Below are 14,560 nucleotides of genomic sequence, written 5' to 3'. Positions count from 1 at the left end.
CAAACGAATTTATAGGGGTATTCGTAATAAGTTATTGTATAAATAATAAGGTGTTACTTGTTTTTATTGTCCACTAATACTGCCAGTAGGATAACCACTGCTTTGGCAATCATTTGGTAGTAAGAAGAAACATCTAATAAGTTCAGAGCGTTGTTTAAGAAGCCGATGATAAGCGCACCAATTAATGTACCCATGATGCGACCTTTACCACCCGCAAGGCTTGTACCACCAAGTACAACCGCTGCGATAGCGTCTAGCTCGTAGCCCATACCTGCTGTTGGTTGAGCTGAAGAAAGACGAGAGGTTACGATTAAACCAGCCAGTGCAGCAAGTAGACCACAGATAGCGTAAACACCGATCTTAACGCGATCCACATTGATACCAGATAAGCGAGTTGCTGATTCGTTACCACCTAGAGCATAAACGTAGCGACCAAAACGTGTGTGGTTTAGTAAGTACCATACCGATGCAAACACGATAACCATTAACCAAATTGGAACTGGGATGCCAAGTGCGTAACCTGTACCGAACCATGCAAAGCTGTCAGCAACATCGGTAAAACCAGTAGAGATAGGGCGACCTTCTGTGTAAACCATTGTTACACCACGCAGTAGCGTCATGGTTACTAGCGTTGCAATGAAGGCTTGAACTTTACCTTTTGCGATAATAATACCGCTGATTGCGCCCAGAGCTGCACCAGCAAGTAGTGCTGTAGGAACCGCAATCATTACCGGAATTTCAAGGCCAATCATGGTTGCCGCAAAAGCACCACAAAGGGCTAATACAGAACCAACGCTTAAGTCGATACCTGCCGTTAAGATAACTAACGTCATACCTACCGCAATAATCGCGTTAACTGAGGTTTGACGCAGGATGTTTAAGATATTGTCGACAGTAAAAAAGTTGTCGTTCAAAAAAGAGACCACGACAATCAAAAGCAGTAGCGCGATTAATGATTTTTGTTCAATCAGCCACTCTTTAGAAAAAATGCCGCCTTTCTTTTGTTGTGTTTCAGTTGAAGTCATTGATTTGGTGCTCATGCTGTTACCTCTACATTTTGCTCAACAGTTTTACCTACTGCACAAGCCAATAATTTTTCTTGGTCGGCATCTTTTGCCATGAATTCGCCACTAATACGGCCTTCATGCATAACTAAGATGCGGTCACTCATTCCTAGAACTTCAGGCATTTCAGATGAGACTAAAATGATGCTCATGCCTTCCGCTTTAAATTGGTTAATTAATTGGTAGATTTCTTTTTTCGCACCAACATCAACGCCACGTGTTGGTTCATCTAAAATTAAGACTTTTGGACGAGTCATTAATCCTTTAGCGATGGCTACTTTCTGTTGATTACCACCAGATAAATTACCAATGATTTGATCACGAGTAGGGGTCTTAATGTTGAATAGACGAATAAAGTCTTCAACGGCGGTGACTTCCGCATAATGATCTAATTGAATGCCTTTCGATAGTTGATCTAAAGAACAAATCGACATGTTTTCTTTAACGGACAACCCAAGAACCAGTCCATCACCTTTACGGTCTTCAGAGATGTAGGCGATGCCATTGGCTAATCCATCACGTGGTGAAATAGGGTTAATCATTTTGTTGTTTAGCTTGATAGCACCACAAGTCATTGGCAGTGCACCGTAGATGATTTTCATTAATTCAGTACGGCCTGCGCCCATTAAACCTGAGATCCCAAGGATTTCCCCGCGGTCTAATGAAAAGCTAACATTATGAACACCAGGACCTGATACATCGAACAGCTCTAGGGATTTTTCACCATGTTGAACATCAATACGCGGGTATTGCTCATCAAGACGACGGCCTACCATCATTTCAATTAGTGTGTCTTCATCGATATCCGCAACGACACGTTCACCGATGAATTTACCATCACGCAGTACTGTGATGTCATCGCAGATCTCGAAGATTTCTTTTAGACGGTGCGAGATATAAACAATGCCACAACCTTCATCACGTAGTTCATTAATTACTTTAAATAGCGATTCGGTTTCGGTATCCGTTAACGCATCTGTCGGTTCATCCATGATGATAACTTTGGATTTGAACGACAGTGCCTTAGCAATTTCAACCATTTGTTGTTCACCTAAACTCAGTTCACCTAATAGTTGACGAGAGTGGTGTTTTACATTCAAACGTTTAAGTAGGGCATCGGCATCTTTGTACATTTCGGACCATTTGATCCCACCAAACGCATTGGTTTTTTCACGGCCTAAGAAGATGTTTTCTGCAATGGTCAATTCAGGAATTAGGTTCAACTCTTGGTGAATAATACTAATACCAGATTCTTGAGAGTGTTTAGGACCATTAAAGTTAACTGCTTTGCCTTCGTAACGGATTTCACCAGCATCCATTGCGTAGATGCCCGTTAGTGACTTCATTAAGGTTGATTTACCCGCGCCATTTTCACCCATAAGGGCCATGACTTTACCGGGATAGACATTAAGACAAGCACCATCCAGAGCTTTCACTCCGGGGAAGGCTTTCTCAATGCCGTTTAATTCTAAGATAGCTTCAGTCATAACGTATCCTACTTAAAAAACAACGCCAGATTGAAAAATTACATTGGCATAAGGGGTACATTCACCAGTTCGAACGATCGCTTTACTCTCACGAGTATGGATTTTGAATTCTTCATGAGGAATGTAAGAAACAGTGATTGATTTACCACATTGCGCTTCTTCGGCTGCAATGAGTGTCATTAGCTCATCGTGCATTTGTGGGCTAACGGTTTTAAATTCTTCGGCAACAATTACGCCTTCAATTTGCATTTCAGCAAGTGTTGCTTTTACGGTGTCAATAAAGGTTGGTATGCCTTGAATTAGAGCAAGGTCAATACGTTGTGAAGCGTCAGGAATAGGAAGGCCAGCATCACAAATGGTGATCTCATCAGTATGACCAAGTGTTGCGATAACGTATGACAATTCAGAATTTAGCAGCGTATTTTTTTTCATGAGGACACCTTAAGTTAAAAATGCAATGAGCGTTTATTGTCTGTTTTATGCTCATCGAAACGTTTGCGTAAACGTTTCGATAGTGAATTTAGAGCAAGAATTGACTCATTGCATCTAGGAATGTAACTAAGTGTGATCAAACGCAGGAATCTAATTGATGAAAGACTGAATAAGAGATCTAGCGCAAAGTTTCATGGAATGAGCTTAAGTGAATGTGATTAATATTAATGGATAATAGGTATGACGGTGACTTGGGAGTCAAGGAGAAATAAACCAGATAGCTTTTATAGATAAAGCTACCTGGTTGAGAAGTATTATTTGAGTTTGAACTGACTTAATAGGGCGGTTAGTTGTTGGTTTGCAGATGATAAGGAGTAAGCCTCAGCCTCACTTTCATTGCTGTTTTGAGCAAGTTGCTCAACGATTTCTCTGATTGAGGACATATTTTTAGCAACTTCAATAGTGACAGCACTTTGTTCTTGAGTTGCTGTTGCTACTTGAGTGTTCAAGTCATTGATTAGTCTTACCATATTACCAATTTCGTCAAGATTATTAGCAACAAGTGTAGTTTGCTCGGTTGTTCGATCGCATGATGTTTGTGTATTCGACATCGCGCTAATGGCGGTTGTCATACCTTGATTTAGTCGACTTACTGTTTGCTCAATCTCTTCTGTGCTCATTTGTGTACGTGACGCTAGAGTTCTTACCTCATCGGCAACGACAGCAAACCCTCGGCCTTGCTCGCCGGCTCGCGCAGCCTCAATAGCAGCATTAAGTGCTAGTAAATTAGTTTGGTCAGCTATATCCCCAATGACTTTCAAAATATTGGTAATTTCCTGCATGTTACCGTTGATCTGACCAAGATTAATAGCTGTTGAATTCGTATCTTGTCCCATTTGCGATACTGTATTGCTTGTCGAAACCATCGCAATACTGGATTGCTCAACTTGTTCATTGGTTTTGCTTGCATGAGAAGCAGCATCCGCCGTCAGTTTTGCCATATCGGCGGCGGTAGCGTTCATCTCTTCAATCGCAGTTACCACTTGCTCTGTTTCTGCTGAGTGTGCAATTAATGTATTTTTACTGTGATCCGTTTGATGTTTCAATTTATCAATGCTGGTGGAGATATTCTGAGTTGCTTGTTCTACGTCAAGCATCATGCCCTGTAGATTTTCAATAAATGTGTTTACACCTTCAGCAATTTCTCCCAAGTCGTCTTTGTTTTCTACAGGCAAACGTCGAGTTAGATCGCCATTACCTGAAGCAAGATCGCTGATCACCTCTTTAAGCTGTAAAATTGGTTTGTACAAGAAGTTAATTGCAAGTAGAAAAATAACGCAACTAATGATGATAGCGATGATGACAGTGAATATCATTGACTCAGCCGTTTTATCAACATTGCTGTAAGCTACATCTCGATCTAACCCAATAAATATATACCATTTAGTGTCGTCGAAAAGCTCAATTTCACGAGTGATACCAATGCGTTCTACACCATCTAGTCCTGTGTACTCTTCATAATCGATATAGTTGATTAACATACGATCTTTTAGTGGATTTGTTTCAGCAATCCTATCGCCGTATTTAACGTTTGGTGTGGTTGACACTAATGCATCAGCATTTGGATCGTATAAAACGGCTAGCAGTCCTTCACGCTGTGCAATTCGGCTTAAGCGTTCCACAAGGTAATTCATAGAAATATCACCGCCGATCACACCATCAGAAAATTGTTTTGCAATAGTGATAACTAGCTCTCCCGTTGTGGCATCAGGTTCTGGTGGTATGTATCGTACCGTATTTTTTTGCATGCCAGTTTGGTACCAAGTACGGGTACGAGTGTCAAACTTGTCAGCAGTGACAACGCCATTTTGCCAAACGCCAGTGTCACCCATGGTTGAGTAGCTTGTCCCTGATTTTGTGCCAACGAAAATTTCACTAAATCCAGTTAGATTTTTTGTGTAATGTGCAAAAGCAACATGATCCAACAGTGTTTGACGATCGTATTCTTTACTTTGTGCATCGATCATCTTGGCTTTTATCTGAAGCCAGTCAGAGATGTTATCCGCCTCATAATTTGCCATTTCTTCCAATTGATTGCGTACACTTTGTGCAGAACTGTTGTCGAATAAGTTATAACTGATCCCTGAAAGTGCAGCTAGAGCGCTCACCATAAGCAAACCAGTGGTTGCTAATAGAGCGTTTTTAAATCCTAATTTTTTGATCAATTTGCTTCATCCTTAATGTAATTTAATGATTTTTTTTATTGAGTTGAATTATTGTTATTTCATGTCGTTTTATCGAAAAAAACTATTCGCTCACTATATCGGCAGAAATATATAAAAAAGCATTGAATATTTTGTGACGATTGTAAGGAAATGTAATTTTCCTAGTGATGGATATGTTAATGTTTTTATTTGAAGTTTTTTTGTAACTAATTACAGAACTTTTATAAAGAATTGATGTGTTTATGGGGTCAATAAATAATTGTGGTGAATTTAATTGATATATTGAGTGACTCTCAATTTTTTATATTCAATGACAAGTTATTAGAGTGACTTAGCATATTTATTGTTTGAAATAGAAACAGTAATGATGAAGAAAAAAGACCTATATAAACTTAGTATTTGTTAGTGGATATATCGTTTATGTAAGGATATAAGATGAAAAAAGGATTATTAGGTATTATTGCGGTTGGTTTATTTGTTTTTATTACGAGTAATATGAACAATACGGAGAGAGTTCCATTAAATACGCCATTACCTGATAATCCTTCATTTAATATATCAAACGATTTTGATGGTGATTGGAGTGGTAAACGTATTGATATTAGTGGTGATAGTATTTGTCGCCAAACAAGTGTTGTCGGTACCATTCAAGAAGGGAAAGTGTCGTTAAGACTGGTGTATAACAATACGACCCTAAAAGGATGGATATCTGATCATGGGGAGTTAGCCTTGTATGCTGATAGTCAAAAGTGGGGCTATCGTTTCACTGGTTTAGCTAGAAATAATCGTATTGAAGGTGAATGGAAAGTAACAAACGCACCGTGCCGAGGTACATGGTTTATTGAAAAACAATAGAAGAAATGATTCATATCGCAGTCGTGAAAGATCAATTGCTTTGAATAGCTACAGAATTTATTACGTAATTAATTCACTTAATCGCATCGAAATAGGCTAAAATGATCGGCTATTTTTTAGCTTTGAGTTCTTTATATACATGACCACTACGACAGCACCTGCCAATTTTACAGAACTTGGCCTTATTTCGCCTCTTTTAGCTCGTTTAACTGAGTTGGAATATCAACAGCCAACACCAATTCAAGCACAAGCTATCCCAAGCGTGCTTGCTAGACGTGATTTGATTGCAGGAGCAAATACAGGTTCTGGTAAAACTGCAACGTTTGCTTTGCCTTTATTGCAACAGATTGCTGAACTTCAATCGGGTAAAGCACAAGCGAGCAAAGGGAACTTTGTTACTGGTTTAGTATTAGTACCTACTCGTGAGTTAGCGAAACAAGTAGCGGATAGCATTAAGTCTTACGCTGTGCATTTTAATGGTGCAATCAAAACCGTTTCTGTTTTTGGTGGTGTATCCGTAAATACTCAAATGCTTGCATTACGTGGCGGCGCAGATATTTTGGTCGCTACTCCAGGACGCTTACTTGATTTGATTTCAAGCAATGCAGTTAAGCTAGATAAAGTGAAAACGCTAGTGCTTGATGAAGCAGATAGAATGCTGAGCTTAGGCTTTACTGAAGAGCTTAATGAATTATTAGCATTAGCCCCAAAGCAAAAACAAACATTACTGTTTTCAGCAACGTTTCCTGAAGAAGTTCAAACATTAACTCAAGCGCTATTGAATAATCCTGTAGAAATTCAATTACAAAGCGCAGATGCAAGTACCGTCGTACAACGTGTCTTTACCGTGAATAAAGGTGAGAAGACATCGGTTCTTGCTCATTTGATTCAAAAGAACCAATGGCGACAAGCGCTTATCTTTGTAAACGCTAAAAATGCGTGTAATCATCTAGCTGATAAACTGGCTAAACGTGGTATTGCAGCGGAAGTGTTCCATGGTGATAAAGGTCAAGGTGCTCGTACTCGTGTTCTTGAAGCATTTAAAGCGGGTGAGATTGATGTTTTGATCGCAACAGATATTGCTGCTCGTGGTTTGGATATTGAAAAGCTGCCTGTTGTGATTAATTTTGATTTACCAAGAAGTCCAGCAGATTATATGCACCGTATTGGTCGAAGTGGCCGAGCTGGTGAAGTTGGTCTAGCATTATCTTTGATTGATTATGAAGATTACCATCACTTTAAAATCATTGAGAAGAAGAATAAAATTCGTCTTGATCGTGAACAAGTTGAAGGGTTTGAAGTGAATGAAGAGGTCACGGAAGCACTTTTAGCTGCGATTAAACCAGTTGCTAAGCCAGCAGGTACTGGTAAAAAGAATAAAAAGAAATACAAAGATAACTGGTAAATTAAGTTAGTTATTTGAATAAATAAAAAGCACTCGGCAGTTAATTTGTCGAGTATTTTTGTTTTAATCATTCTGTTGTTATAAGAGGGGAATAAGATGAAATACTGGTGGATTCTATTTTCATTATTCTTATTTGGTTGTAATGAAGAAGCCCGTGAGATTCCAGATATTAATCAAGCAGTGTCATCAATATCTCAAGAAAATAAACCAAATTTTGATGTTGGTTATGCTGATTTAAATTCAGATGGATTTGATGATGCAATTGTAATGTTGAAAGGAATGAATTGGTGTGGTTCTGGTGGATGTACCGTATTAATCTTTCAAAATACGGGTTCGGATTTTACATTCATATCTAAAAGTACAGTAACGGGCTCACCGATACGTATTGCTGAAACAAAAACGAGTGGATGGAACGATATAATCGTATGGTCAAAAGGAAAGGGAAGTGTATTAATGCGCTTTGATGGTAATAGTTACCCTAGAAATCCATCAGTGCAAAGTTTGGTAAGTGAAGACCAAGAGAAAAATGCAAAAATCATTTTAGAGTGATAATCATGCTATTTGATAATGGAGGAATACTATGTAAACCTCCATGTCTTCCATTAATATCAATATAACTGATTGAATTAGTGGAAAGAGAACTGCATACCTAATTGATATGTGATTTCACTCTCGATTCGTTCTGCATATTTAAAGCCTGCAACTAATCCAAAAACACGCCCAAATTGAAATACGTTTTTAATTCCCAAAGTATCTTTAGATTCATCTAAAAATTCATGTTGATAGGTTGCATCCAGTAGCCAGTGATTTGCTATTTGTGTTTTTACTCCGACTTTACAGTAGCCTGCACCTTCTGAGTATGATCTTGAGTCACGTTCAGCATGATAGTTTACCCAACCACAAGAGGCCGGAACTGATAATGTTGGTGTTGAGTAAAAAGCGTAACCAAGACCGGCCTTCCAAGTATCAACATCTGAACTGATTCTGGTTGCGAAATCGGCGTATCCATCAAAAAAGACTTTATCTACAAGGTTTGCGTTAACATCAATATATAGGCCTCCTAATGTTTTTTTCTCATCATTACTGTATTTATCGTTAAAATACGGTGATAGAGCTTCGGAAGAGTATTTAGCAGATTGAAAACCAATACCAATATATGAAAAATTATTGGCTATATTACTTGAAGCAAATGCTGGAACAGACAGCAGCGAAATTAATAGTAGTTTTTTCATTATAATTGTACCAAGTGAGTTATTGCTTTGGTGTATAACTTTGTCCAAGGCATGTTACTTTTGTATGTAATTTGATACAAGTGATTGAACTATTATTTAACGACAGGTTTCTGAGTAAATAGCGATATAATGCTATTTGGAATAAGAAAGATTATAGAGACAAAATGAGAAAATTTTATACAACGGAAGGAAATACGTCTTCCAAAAAACAAAAAGAAGCTTATCCTATTCTGGCGTTATGTGAAAAGTGCGTCACAGAATATATCGTTATTAGCGAAGGCGATAGAACATATGATGAATGTGCCAAATGTGGTGCAAGTGATTAATCACTCTGCGAGTTTGTTATTTATAGTAAGAATTGTAGTTAAGGAAATAAAATGAGCGCAATTGGTAATTTAATTTGGTTCCTTTTTGGTGGCGTTTTTATGGGGCTAGCATGGTGCTTTTTTGGGATCTTAGCCTTTATTAGTATTATTGGTATTCCTTGGGGACGAGCGTGTTTTGTTATGGCTGGATTCTCTTTCTTCCCATTTGGTAAAGAAGCTATTTACCGTGATGAATTAACACGTTCTGAAGATATTGGTACAGGTAGCCTTGGTTTTATCGGTAATGTTTTATGGTTTATCTTTGCTGGCTTCTGGTTGGCACTTGGCCATGTTATGTCTGCTGTTGCGTGTTTTGTTACTATTATTGGTATTCCGTTTGCTATTCAACACTTAAAATTGGCTGCAATTTCAATTGCGCCTATTGGTCAAACGATTGTAGATAAAGAAGTAGCAGCGGCGGCTCGTCGTGCAAATGGAGAAGCAGAAGCAAGCAAGTGGCGATAACAGAATAAGGTAGGGAAGTTTTTTAATTAATCGTCTAGTTACTTATTACTTGCTATTGAGACTTTTTTTACTAAAATCGCGCAACATTTATTCTGTAGTGATTATTTAATGAAAAAACGTGTTATTAGCTCAATGTTTGCTTTAACAACGCTGTTAACGGGCTGTGTTACTTTTCCGACTAAAGAGTCTGAAAAGGTCGAGGTTATTTGGGATGAAGTAAAAGTAGTTGAGAATTGCCAACGTCTGGGAATCGTTTTTGGTTCAGAAGGGCATTTTTATGATTACTGGCTACATGCTGATAAGGATATGGTTTGGGGAACATTAAACCAAATGCGTATCAAAGCTGCGGCGTTAGGGGCGGATACATTGTATCTATACCAGTCTTTAGATTTTTCAAGCTCTGTGACCATGTTTGGTAACGCTTATTTATGTAATACAAAAGAAACGAAATAAAGCGTTACCACGTAAAGAAAGTGAAACTAGATAACTGGTTTCACTTTTTATTTGTCCGTTGGTTCTGAAATTTGATAAAGCTTGTGTTCATCACAAGTTGTTTCGCAATTACATACTTTATCAACACCAACATTATTTAATCCTCCGCAACTTCCTTGGATCTCTTTACGTCCAAAAATCACACCTAATGCCATTAGTAAAATGACCAATACAAAAGCGCCAAAAGTAATTAAAACGGTATTCATGCTTTACATCCTAATACAGTGAATGTTTCTTTTAGTCGTGAGGGTGCTGTTAACTTCGGCGTCATAACATTTTGTTTTTTGCTACAACAACCTTGTTTTGTATTTTTACAAGGTCGACCTTGAGTCGCATCTGTAAATTCAGGCAAATTTGTAAATGCAGCGTTATTTAATGATGCATTACCTTTAGCGTGAAATACTCGAATGTTCGATTGAAGTAAGTTACCAAGCATCTTTTGTCCAATGTTACGAACGACAAGAGCATCAATTTGTTGGCTTTTTAATAATGAGAGTAGTGATTTTTTTCCACCGCAGCCCGTACTATTCAGTGCAGGGTTTGGTGTTATTTCTGAATGCTCTTGATCCGTAAATAGAAACGATTCTGCTTTAGAAAAGTGTCCTGCGATACGACCATTTTGGTATGGAATAGCAAATTTCATTATTCAGTCTCCACTTGGAGCATTAAAGCCTGACCTTTAACTAAACAACTGCTTACTTTAAATCTTGCTTGTTTCACTATGTTGCCGAAGGTTTGACGTGACACCATCATTTGAGCGGCTGCGTCTTGTTGACTTAAGCCTTCAAAATCAGCCAATCGTAATGCTTCTAATTCTTCAGCAAGTAATTGAACTTGAGGTAATTCTGTTGTTGGTACGCCATTAGGTTTAAAGCAACTGTATGGTGCTCTACTACAAATTCGACGACATTTTTTAGGTCTAGCCATCAATGCTCTCCATTAAATTTGATGAAAGTATAGGCTTGTTACTGGCATATGCCAATAATTATTTTTGGCATATGCCATGAACTTGACAGCGAAGATTAAAAAACAATCATAGAAACGCATTTTTTTATTTTTGTGTAAATCACTTATCTGAGGGTAGCGACAAGAGGCAATTTATTCGTTAATATCGCCACAATTAAAATAAATAATTGGCTATAAAATATGAAAATATCTGTTGATGGTGGTTCGTTTAAAGTATCGATTGAAACTGAATTTGAAGGCTTAGTTTCAGAAGCGACAACTATCTTTGATGACACTCGTAATCAAGCTGGTTCAAATGACAGAGCGATTTTACGTTTTTTACAAATCATTATTGAAAACCGTGAAGATAATGATGCAATTGGTTACGCAACAATGGGTTTATTAGGCTGGTATAACGAGGTTATTTACCCAGTAGAAAATCAAGACATCGTATTAAATCTACCAAAAATTTTGCCGCATTTATTAAATCCAACAGGTGATTTAACAGCAAAAAGTGCAGCAGAAATGAACGCATTTAATCATTAATAAAACGATGAACCAATCTACTATCCAACAAGTGATTGCGAATTTCACTTCGATTGAACAAGCACTTGAGCATTTTGAGATTGAGTTCGATAGCAAGTTTATTAATGAGTATCGAGTGCCATTAATGAAACGTTTTAATGGCAACTTGATTTTAGCAAAACCTGACGACTGGTTTTCAGCTCGCCGAGCACTTAAAAATGCGTATTGTAAAATACAAAGAGGGCGGCTAGACCCACATACACGTTCGGCGTGTCGTGGTTGTACAACTTGTCAGCGTCGCTAGATTTCAGATAAAAAAACGCCCCGAGTGAAAATTCACTCGGGGCGTTTTAGTTTTAGATATTACTATTTAGCATTTAGTTTATTCATTTGAGCTTGAAGCTTATCTAGCTGTTGCATTTTCGCTTTTAAGCCAAGTGATTGTGCACTGATAGCTGCAGGGTTCATTTGAGTACTCATTTGCATTGGGTAATCAGGTAGAGTATTAAAGAACTCCGCTAATACGTCTTGCATTGGTACGAATAACCACATGTTATCTGCCATCCAACGTAAGTACATGCCTGATTCATGCGGTGCTTTTTCAAATGGGTCCGCACGTAGGTGGATGATTTGAGGCCAGTTTGGTGACAAACGAACTGCATCAGAAATATTACCTTCCATTATTGCGAAGTTCAGTTTCCAATCTTGCCAGCGAACGGCATTCAACTCACCATTTGCAGTGAAGTAAAGCAGTGATTCACGAGGACCTTTATCTACTTTTCCTTCAAAGAATGGTTTGAAATCGTAACCATCGATATGAACTTTGAACTCTTTACCGTTGGCTTTATAGCCTTTAGCAAGTTTTTCTTTTACGTTTGGAACACCAGCAGCATCAAGTAAAGTTGGAAGCCAATCTTGGTGCGCCATCATTTCATTGATTTTTGTTCCAGGTTTAATAGTTCCCGGCCAACGAACAAGTTGTGGTACACGCATACCACCTTCCCATGTTGTGCCTTTTTCACCATAGAATGGTGTAGCACCGCCGTCAGGCCATGTTACTGTTTCTGCACCGTTATCGGTTGAATATATAACGATCGTGTTATCAGCTATACCAAGCTCATCCAGTTTATCAAGTAGGATACCAACTTGGTCATCGTGCTCAAGCATACCATCAGCATAAATACTTACGCCTGATTTACCTTGGTATTTTTCTTGTAGACGAGTCCAAACGTGCATGCGAGTTGTGTTGTGCCAGATAAAGAAAGGTTTATCTGCTTTTACCGCTTTTTCCATAAAGGCAAGTGAAGAATCTAAGAACTCTTCATCTGCGTGCTCCATACGCTTACGAGTCATTGGACCCGTATCTTCAATCTTACCATCAGCATAAGATTTAATTACACCACGTGGGCCATAATTTTTACGGAACTCAGGATCTTTAGGGTAGTAGTAAGTTTCTGGTTCTTCTTCGGCATTTAGGTGGTAAAGGTTACCAAAGAATTCGTCAAAACCATGATTAGTTGGAAGATGCTTATCTTGGTCACCAAGGTGGTTTTTACCAAATTGTGCCGTCATGTAGCCTTGATCTTTAAGAAGATCGGCAATGGTTGGAGCCCAATCAGGAATACCATGATCAGAACCTGGCATGCCAATGGTTAATAGACCCGTACGGAAAGGTTCTTGACCTGTAATGAAAGCAGCACGTCCAGCAGTACAAGATTGTTGGCCATAGTGATCAGTGAACAATGCACCTTCATTCGCGATACGATCGATGTTAGGTGTTTTATAACCCATCATTCCTTGGTTGTAGGCGCTAATGTTCCAATAACCAACATCATCACCAAAAATAGCAAGTATGTTAGGTTGCGCTGCTGCCATTGCTGCACTAGAGGTTGCAAGCAGACCAACTCCAACAGCAATCTTACTTAAATGATTACCCATAAATAACTCCAAATAATAGTTATAGTCGTGTTTAATTCGCGGAGATCATAAATAAATATTTTTAAATCGTCGCTTTATAGACTTTATAACCAAAAGTTATCTTGTTATTTATCTTATTGAATCTATAGGTATTTTGCTTTATTTGTTCACGCTTGTGACTCAGGTGAATTGAGAGCTTTCTCAAAGAGTTTGAATTGGTAACTCATTAAAAATCTTAAAATAACGACTAGCATAACGAGACCAGCGATACACATCACTCGCAATAGCTGCTTCAAAAACAGTTTTAATATCTGGTTGCTTTAAGGCCCGACGAAATGCAAAAAGTTTACTGATTTGTTCAAACTCTTTAGGGGTGAACCCTGTTGTTTCTTTAAATGCATTTCTAATGGTTTTTTCTGAAATATTTCGTTCTTTGGAGAGTTGTTTAATTGCCTCAGTTGAGGACATCTCCATCATATAATCAATGCATTTAGGAATAAAATTGCGTCTTGGTAAACGACTTCTTCCCATTAATGCTTGGCGACGCATTGGAATTGGATGTAAAGATAAAAGCTCAACAATATGCATCAATAAGGTTGCACCTACATTGGAATGATTATTTGGAAACATATTATTTGCATTACGAACGGCAATTTTTATTTCTTCTGCGTATTTTATATCTATCCCAACAGGTACTAAACTACCGCAAAGTTGATGAAACTGTTTGTTATCGGTATTGATATCACATACTAAAATAGGGCTGTGAGCTGGTATTTGTAAACAAAATGGTTGCTGGCTTTTTTCTGAAATTAACGCAAATTGATGCTCCTCACATAGAATTCCATTGAAAAGCATTCCAGCATTATCTACATCGAGTAATAACAATGTTTTTGGCTGTGATGTAGAAGGAAGGTGAAAACTGAATAAAGATAATGGATCAGGGCTTTCAAATAGGTAAAAATTTACATTATTTCGTTTTAGAGATTTAAACGTGAAACAGGCGTCATTTAATGGAAAACTAAATTTTGTGATCAATGCTTGTCCATGAAATATTGACCATAATTTTTCACTGAACTCATCAAATGTAAAGTCTGCATTTGTCTGCATGGGTTTCACCTTTATGTATCTTATAAATAGCAAAATAGGGCCCA

At 38.0% G+C, this 14,560-nt stretch carries 18 protein-coding genes; 8 read left to right on the top strand and 10 right to left on the bottom strand.

The features are described from left to right. Nucleotides 1-53 precede the first annotated feature (53 nt). The 4 genes from rbsC to AAFX60_007830 form a co-directional block, all read right to left on the bottom strand. The gene (rbsC, locus tag AAFX60_007845) at nucleotides 54-1,040 is read right to left on the bottom strand and encodes a ribose ABC transporter permease (GenBank protein XDF76695.1); all 987 of its coding nucleotides are present in this window, start codon (nucleotides 1,038-1,040) and stop codon (nucleotides 54-56) included. Beyond that, complete coding sequence (gene rbsA / locus AAFX60_007840) at nucleotides 1,037-2,551, bottom strand: ribose ABC transporter ATP-binding protein RbsA (protein XDF76694.1); 1,515 nt, start codon at nucleotides 2,549-2,551, stop codon at nucleotides 1,037-1,039. Before rbsA ends, rbsC begins: the two co-directional genes overlap by 4 nt. A gap of 12 nt (nucleotides 2,552-2,563) precedes the next feature. Next, nucleotides 2,564-2,983 (bottom strand): D-ribose pyranase, encoded by a 420-nt coding sequence (rbsD, locus tag AAFX60_007835; protein ID XDF76693.1) that lies wholly within the window; start codon nucleotides 2,981-2,983, stop codon nucleotides 2,564-2,566. A 314-nt stretch (nucleotides 2,984-3,297) separates the two neighbouring features. Then, the gene (locus tag AAFX60_007830) at nucleotides 3,298-5,208 is read right to left on the bottom strand and encodes a methyl-accepting chemotaxis protein (protein ID XDF76692.1); all 1,911 of its coding nucleotides are present in this window, start codon (nucleotides 5,206-5,208) and stop codon (nucleotides 3,298-3,300) included. 435 nt (nucleotides 5,209-5,643) lie between these two features. On the opposite strand from AAFX60_007830, the gene AAFX60_007825 reads away from it, so the two are divergent. From AAFX60_007825 to AAFX60_007815, 3 genes are all read left to right on the top strand, one after another. Beyond that, on the top strand, nucleotides 5,644-6,063 hold the full coding sequence (locus AAFX60_007825; protein XDF76691.1) for a hypothetical protein: 420 nt from the start codon (nucleotides 5,644-5,646) through the stop codon (nucleotides 6,061-6,063). Between the two features lie 139 nt (nucleotides 6,064-6,202). Then, nucleotides 6,203-7,468, top strand: a complete 1,266-nt coding sequence (locus AAFX60_007820; protein XDF76690.1) for a DEAD/DEAH box helicase — start codon at nucleotides 6,203-6,205, stop codon at nucleotides 7,466-7,468. Nucleotides 7,469-7,564: 96 nt separating this feature from the next. Continuing rightward, nucleotides 7,565-8,017 carry a hypothetical protein gene (locus AAFX60_007815; protein XDF76689.1) on the top strand — a complete coding sequence of 151 codons (453 nt, stop codon included), beginning with the start codon at nucleotides 7,565-7,567 and terminating at the stop codon, nucleotides 8,015-8,017. Between the two features lie 77 nt (nucleotides 8,018-8,094). Here the strand turns inward: AAFX60_007815 and AAFX60_007810 are convergent, their stop codons facing one another. Then, the gene (locus tag AAFX60_007810; protein ID XDF76688.1) at nucleotides 8,095-8,700 is read right to left on the bottom strand and encodes an outer membrane beta-barrel protein; all 606 of its coding nucleotides are present in this window, start codon (nucleotides 8,698-8,700) and stop codon (nucleotides 8,095-8,097) included. Nucleotides 8,701-8,864: 164 nt separating this feature from the next. On the opposite strand from AAFX60_007810, the gene AAFX60_007805 reads away from it, so the two are divergent. The 3 genes from AAFX60_007805 (at nucleotide 8,865) to AAFX60_007795 (ending at nucleotide 9,983) form a co-directional block, all read left to right on the top strand. Further along, nucleotides 8,865-9,026, top strand: coding sequence for a hypothetical protein (locus tag AAFX60_007805; protein ID XDF76687.1), 162 nt, complete (start codon nucleotides 8,865-8,867; stop codon nucleotides 9,024-9,026). A gap of 51 nt (nucleotides 9,027-9,077) precedes the next feature. Beyond that, nucleotides 9,078-9,530 (top strand): YccF domain-containing protein, encoded by a 453-nt coding sequence (locus tag AAFX60_007800; protein ID XDF76686.1) that lies wholly within the window; start codon nucleotides 9,078-9,080, stop codon nucleotides 9,528-9,530. Between the two features lie 108 nt (nucleotides 9,531-9,638). Further along, entirely contained in the window at nucleotides 9,639-9,983 is a 345-nt protein-coding gene (locus AAFX60_007795) for a DUF4156 domain-containing protein (GenBank protein ID XDF76685.1), read from the top strand. Nucleotides 9,984-10,030: 47 nt separating this feature from the next. Here the strand turns inward: AAFX60_007795 and nqrM are convergent, their stop codons facing one another. The 3 genes from nqrM to AAFX60_007780 are packed head-to-tail and all read right to left on the bottom strand — an operon-like array spanning nucleotide 10,031 to nucleotide 10,949. Next, the gene (gene nqrM, locus AAFX60_007790) at nucleotides 10,031-10,228 is read right to left on the bottom strand and encodes a (Na+)-NQR maturation NqrM (GenBank protein ID XDF76684.1); all 198 of its coding nucleotides are present in this window, start codon (nucleotides 10,226-10,228) and stop codon (nucleotides 10,031-10,033) included. Next, nucleotides 10,225-10,665: a NifB/NifX family molybdenum-iron cluster-binding protein gene (locus AAFX60_007785; GenBank protein ID XDF76683.1), complete on the bottom strand. Its 441-nt coding sequence runs from the start codon at nucleotides 10,663-10,665 to the stop codon at nucleotides 10,225-10,227. The genes nqrM and AAFX60_007785 overlap by 4 nt, the downstream gene beginning before the upstream one ends. Then, nucleotides 10,665-10,949, bottom strand: a complete 285-nt coding sequence (locus AAFX60_007780; GenBank protein ID XDF76682.1) for a DUF134 domain-containing protein — start codon at nucleotides 10,947-10,949, stop codon at nucleotides 10,665-10,667. The genes AAFX60_007785 and AAFX60_007780 overlap by 1 nt, the downstream gene beginning before the upstream one ends. Before the next feature lie 219 nt (nucleotides 10,950-11,168). Here AAFX60_007780 and AAFX60_007775 point away from each other — a divergent pair, with 219 nt between their 5' ends. Both AAFX60_007775 and AAFX60_007770 read left to right on the top strand, forming a co-directional pair. Continuing rightward, nucleotides 11,169-11,513 carry a hypothetical protein gene (locus tag AAFX60_007775; protein XDF76681.1) on the top strand — a complete coding sequence of 115 codons (345 nt, stop codon included), beginning with the start codon at nucleotides 11,169-11,171 and terminating at the stop codon, nucleotides 11,511-11,513. Between the two features lie 7 nt (nucleotides 11,514-11,520). Then, a complete protein-coding gene (locus tag AAFX60_007770) occupies nucleotides 11,521-11,796 on the top strand; it encodes a nitrogenase-stabilizing/protective protein NifW (protein ID XDF76680.1) in 276 nt (91 codons plus the stop codon). 62 nt (nucleotides 11,797-11,858) lie between these two features. Here AAFX60_007770 and AAFX60_007765 read toward each other — a convergent pair whose 3' ends face one another. After that, nucleotides 11,859-13,430: an arylsulfatase gene (locus tag AAFX60_007765; protein XDF76679.1), complete on the bottom strand. Its 1,572-nt coding sequence runs from the start codon at nucleotides 13,428-13,430 to the stop codon at nucleotides 11,859-11,861. Between the two features lie 180 nt (nucleotides 13,431-13,610). Further along, on the bottom strand, nucleotides 13,611-14,516 hold the full coding sequence (locus tag AAFX60_007760) for a hypothetical protein (protein XDF76678.1): 906 nt from the start codon (nucleotides 14,514-14,516) through the stop codon (nucleotides 13,611-13,613). Nucleotides 14,517-14,560 lie beyond the last annotated feature (44 nt).

Source organism: Aliivibrio fischeri (assembly GCA_038993745.2).
In the GTDB taxonomy this organism is placed as follows: domain Bacteria; phylum Pseudomonadota; class Gammaproteobacteria; order Enterobacterales; family Vibrionaceae; genus Aliivibrio; species Aliivibrio fischeri_B.
This window is presented reverse-complemented; position numbering and strand designations above follow the sequence as displayed.

Coding starts and splice junctions, on each gene's coding strand:
- AAFX60_007765 (XDF76679.1), bottom strand. CDS start 13,430: ATGGGTAATCATTTAAGTAAGATTGCTGTTGGAGTTGGTCTGCTTGCA.
- AAFX60_007800 (XDF76686.1), top strand. CDS start 9,078: ATGAGCGCAATTGGTAATTTAATTTGGTTCCTTTTTGGTGGCGTTTTT.
- AAFX60_007825 (XDF76691.1), top strand. CDS start 5,644: ATGAAAAAAGGATTATTAGGTATTATTGCGGTTGGTTTATTTGTTTTT.
- AAFX60_007770 (XDF76680.1), top strand. CDS start 11,521: ATGAACCAATCTACTATCCAACAAGTGATTGCGAATTTCACTTCGATT.
- AAFX60_007810 (XDF76688.1), bottom strand. CDS start 8,700: ATGAAAAAACTACTATTAATTTCGCTGCTGTCTGTTCCAGCATTTGCT.
- AAFX60_007815 (XDF76689.1), top strand. CDS start 7,565: ATGAAATACTGGTGGATTCTATTTTCATTATTCTTATTTGGTTGTAAT.
- rbsA (XDF76694.1), bottom strand. CDS start 2,551: ATGACTGAAGCTATCTTAGAATTAAACGGCATTGAGAAAGCCTTCCCC.
- nqrM (XDF76684.1), bottom strand. CDS start 10,228: ATGAATACCGTTTTAATTACTTTTGGCGCTTTTGTATTGGTCATTTTA.
- AAFX60_007820 (XDF76690.1), top strand. CDS start 6,203: ATGACCACTACGACAGCACCTGCCAATTTTACAGAACTTGGCCTTATT.
- AAFX60_007780 (XDF76682.1), bottom strand. CDS start 10,949: ATGGCTAGACCTAAAAAATGTCGTCGAATTTGTAGTAGAGCACCATAC.
- rbsD (XDF76693.1), bottom strand. CDS start 2,983: ATGAAAAAAAATACGCTGCTAAATTCTGAATTGTCATACGTTATCGCA.
- rbsC (XDF76695.1), bottom strand. CDS start 1,040: ATGAGCACCAAATCAATGACTTCAACTGAAACACAACAAAAGAAAGGC.
- AAFX60_007775 (XDF76681.1), top strand. CDS start 11,169: ATGAAAATATCTGTTGATGGTGGTTCGTTTAAAGTATCGATTGAAACT.
- AAFX60_007795 (XDF76685.1), top strand. CDS start 9,639: ATGAAAAAACGTGTTATTAGCTCAATGTTTGCTTTAACAACGCTGTTA.
- AAFX60_007760 (XDF76678.1), bottom strand. CDS start 14,516: ATGCAGACAAATGCAGACTTTACATTTGATGAGTTCAGTGAAAAATTA.
- AAFX60_007805 (XDF76687.1), top strand. CDS start 8,865: ATGAGAAAATTTTATACAACGGAAGGAAATACGTCTTCCAAAAAACAA.
- AAFX60_007785 (XDF76683.1), bottom strand. CDS start 10,665: ATGAAATTTGCTATTCCATACCAAAATGGTCGTATCGCAGGACACTTT.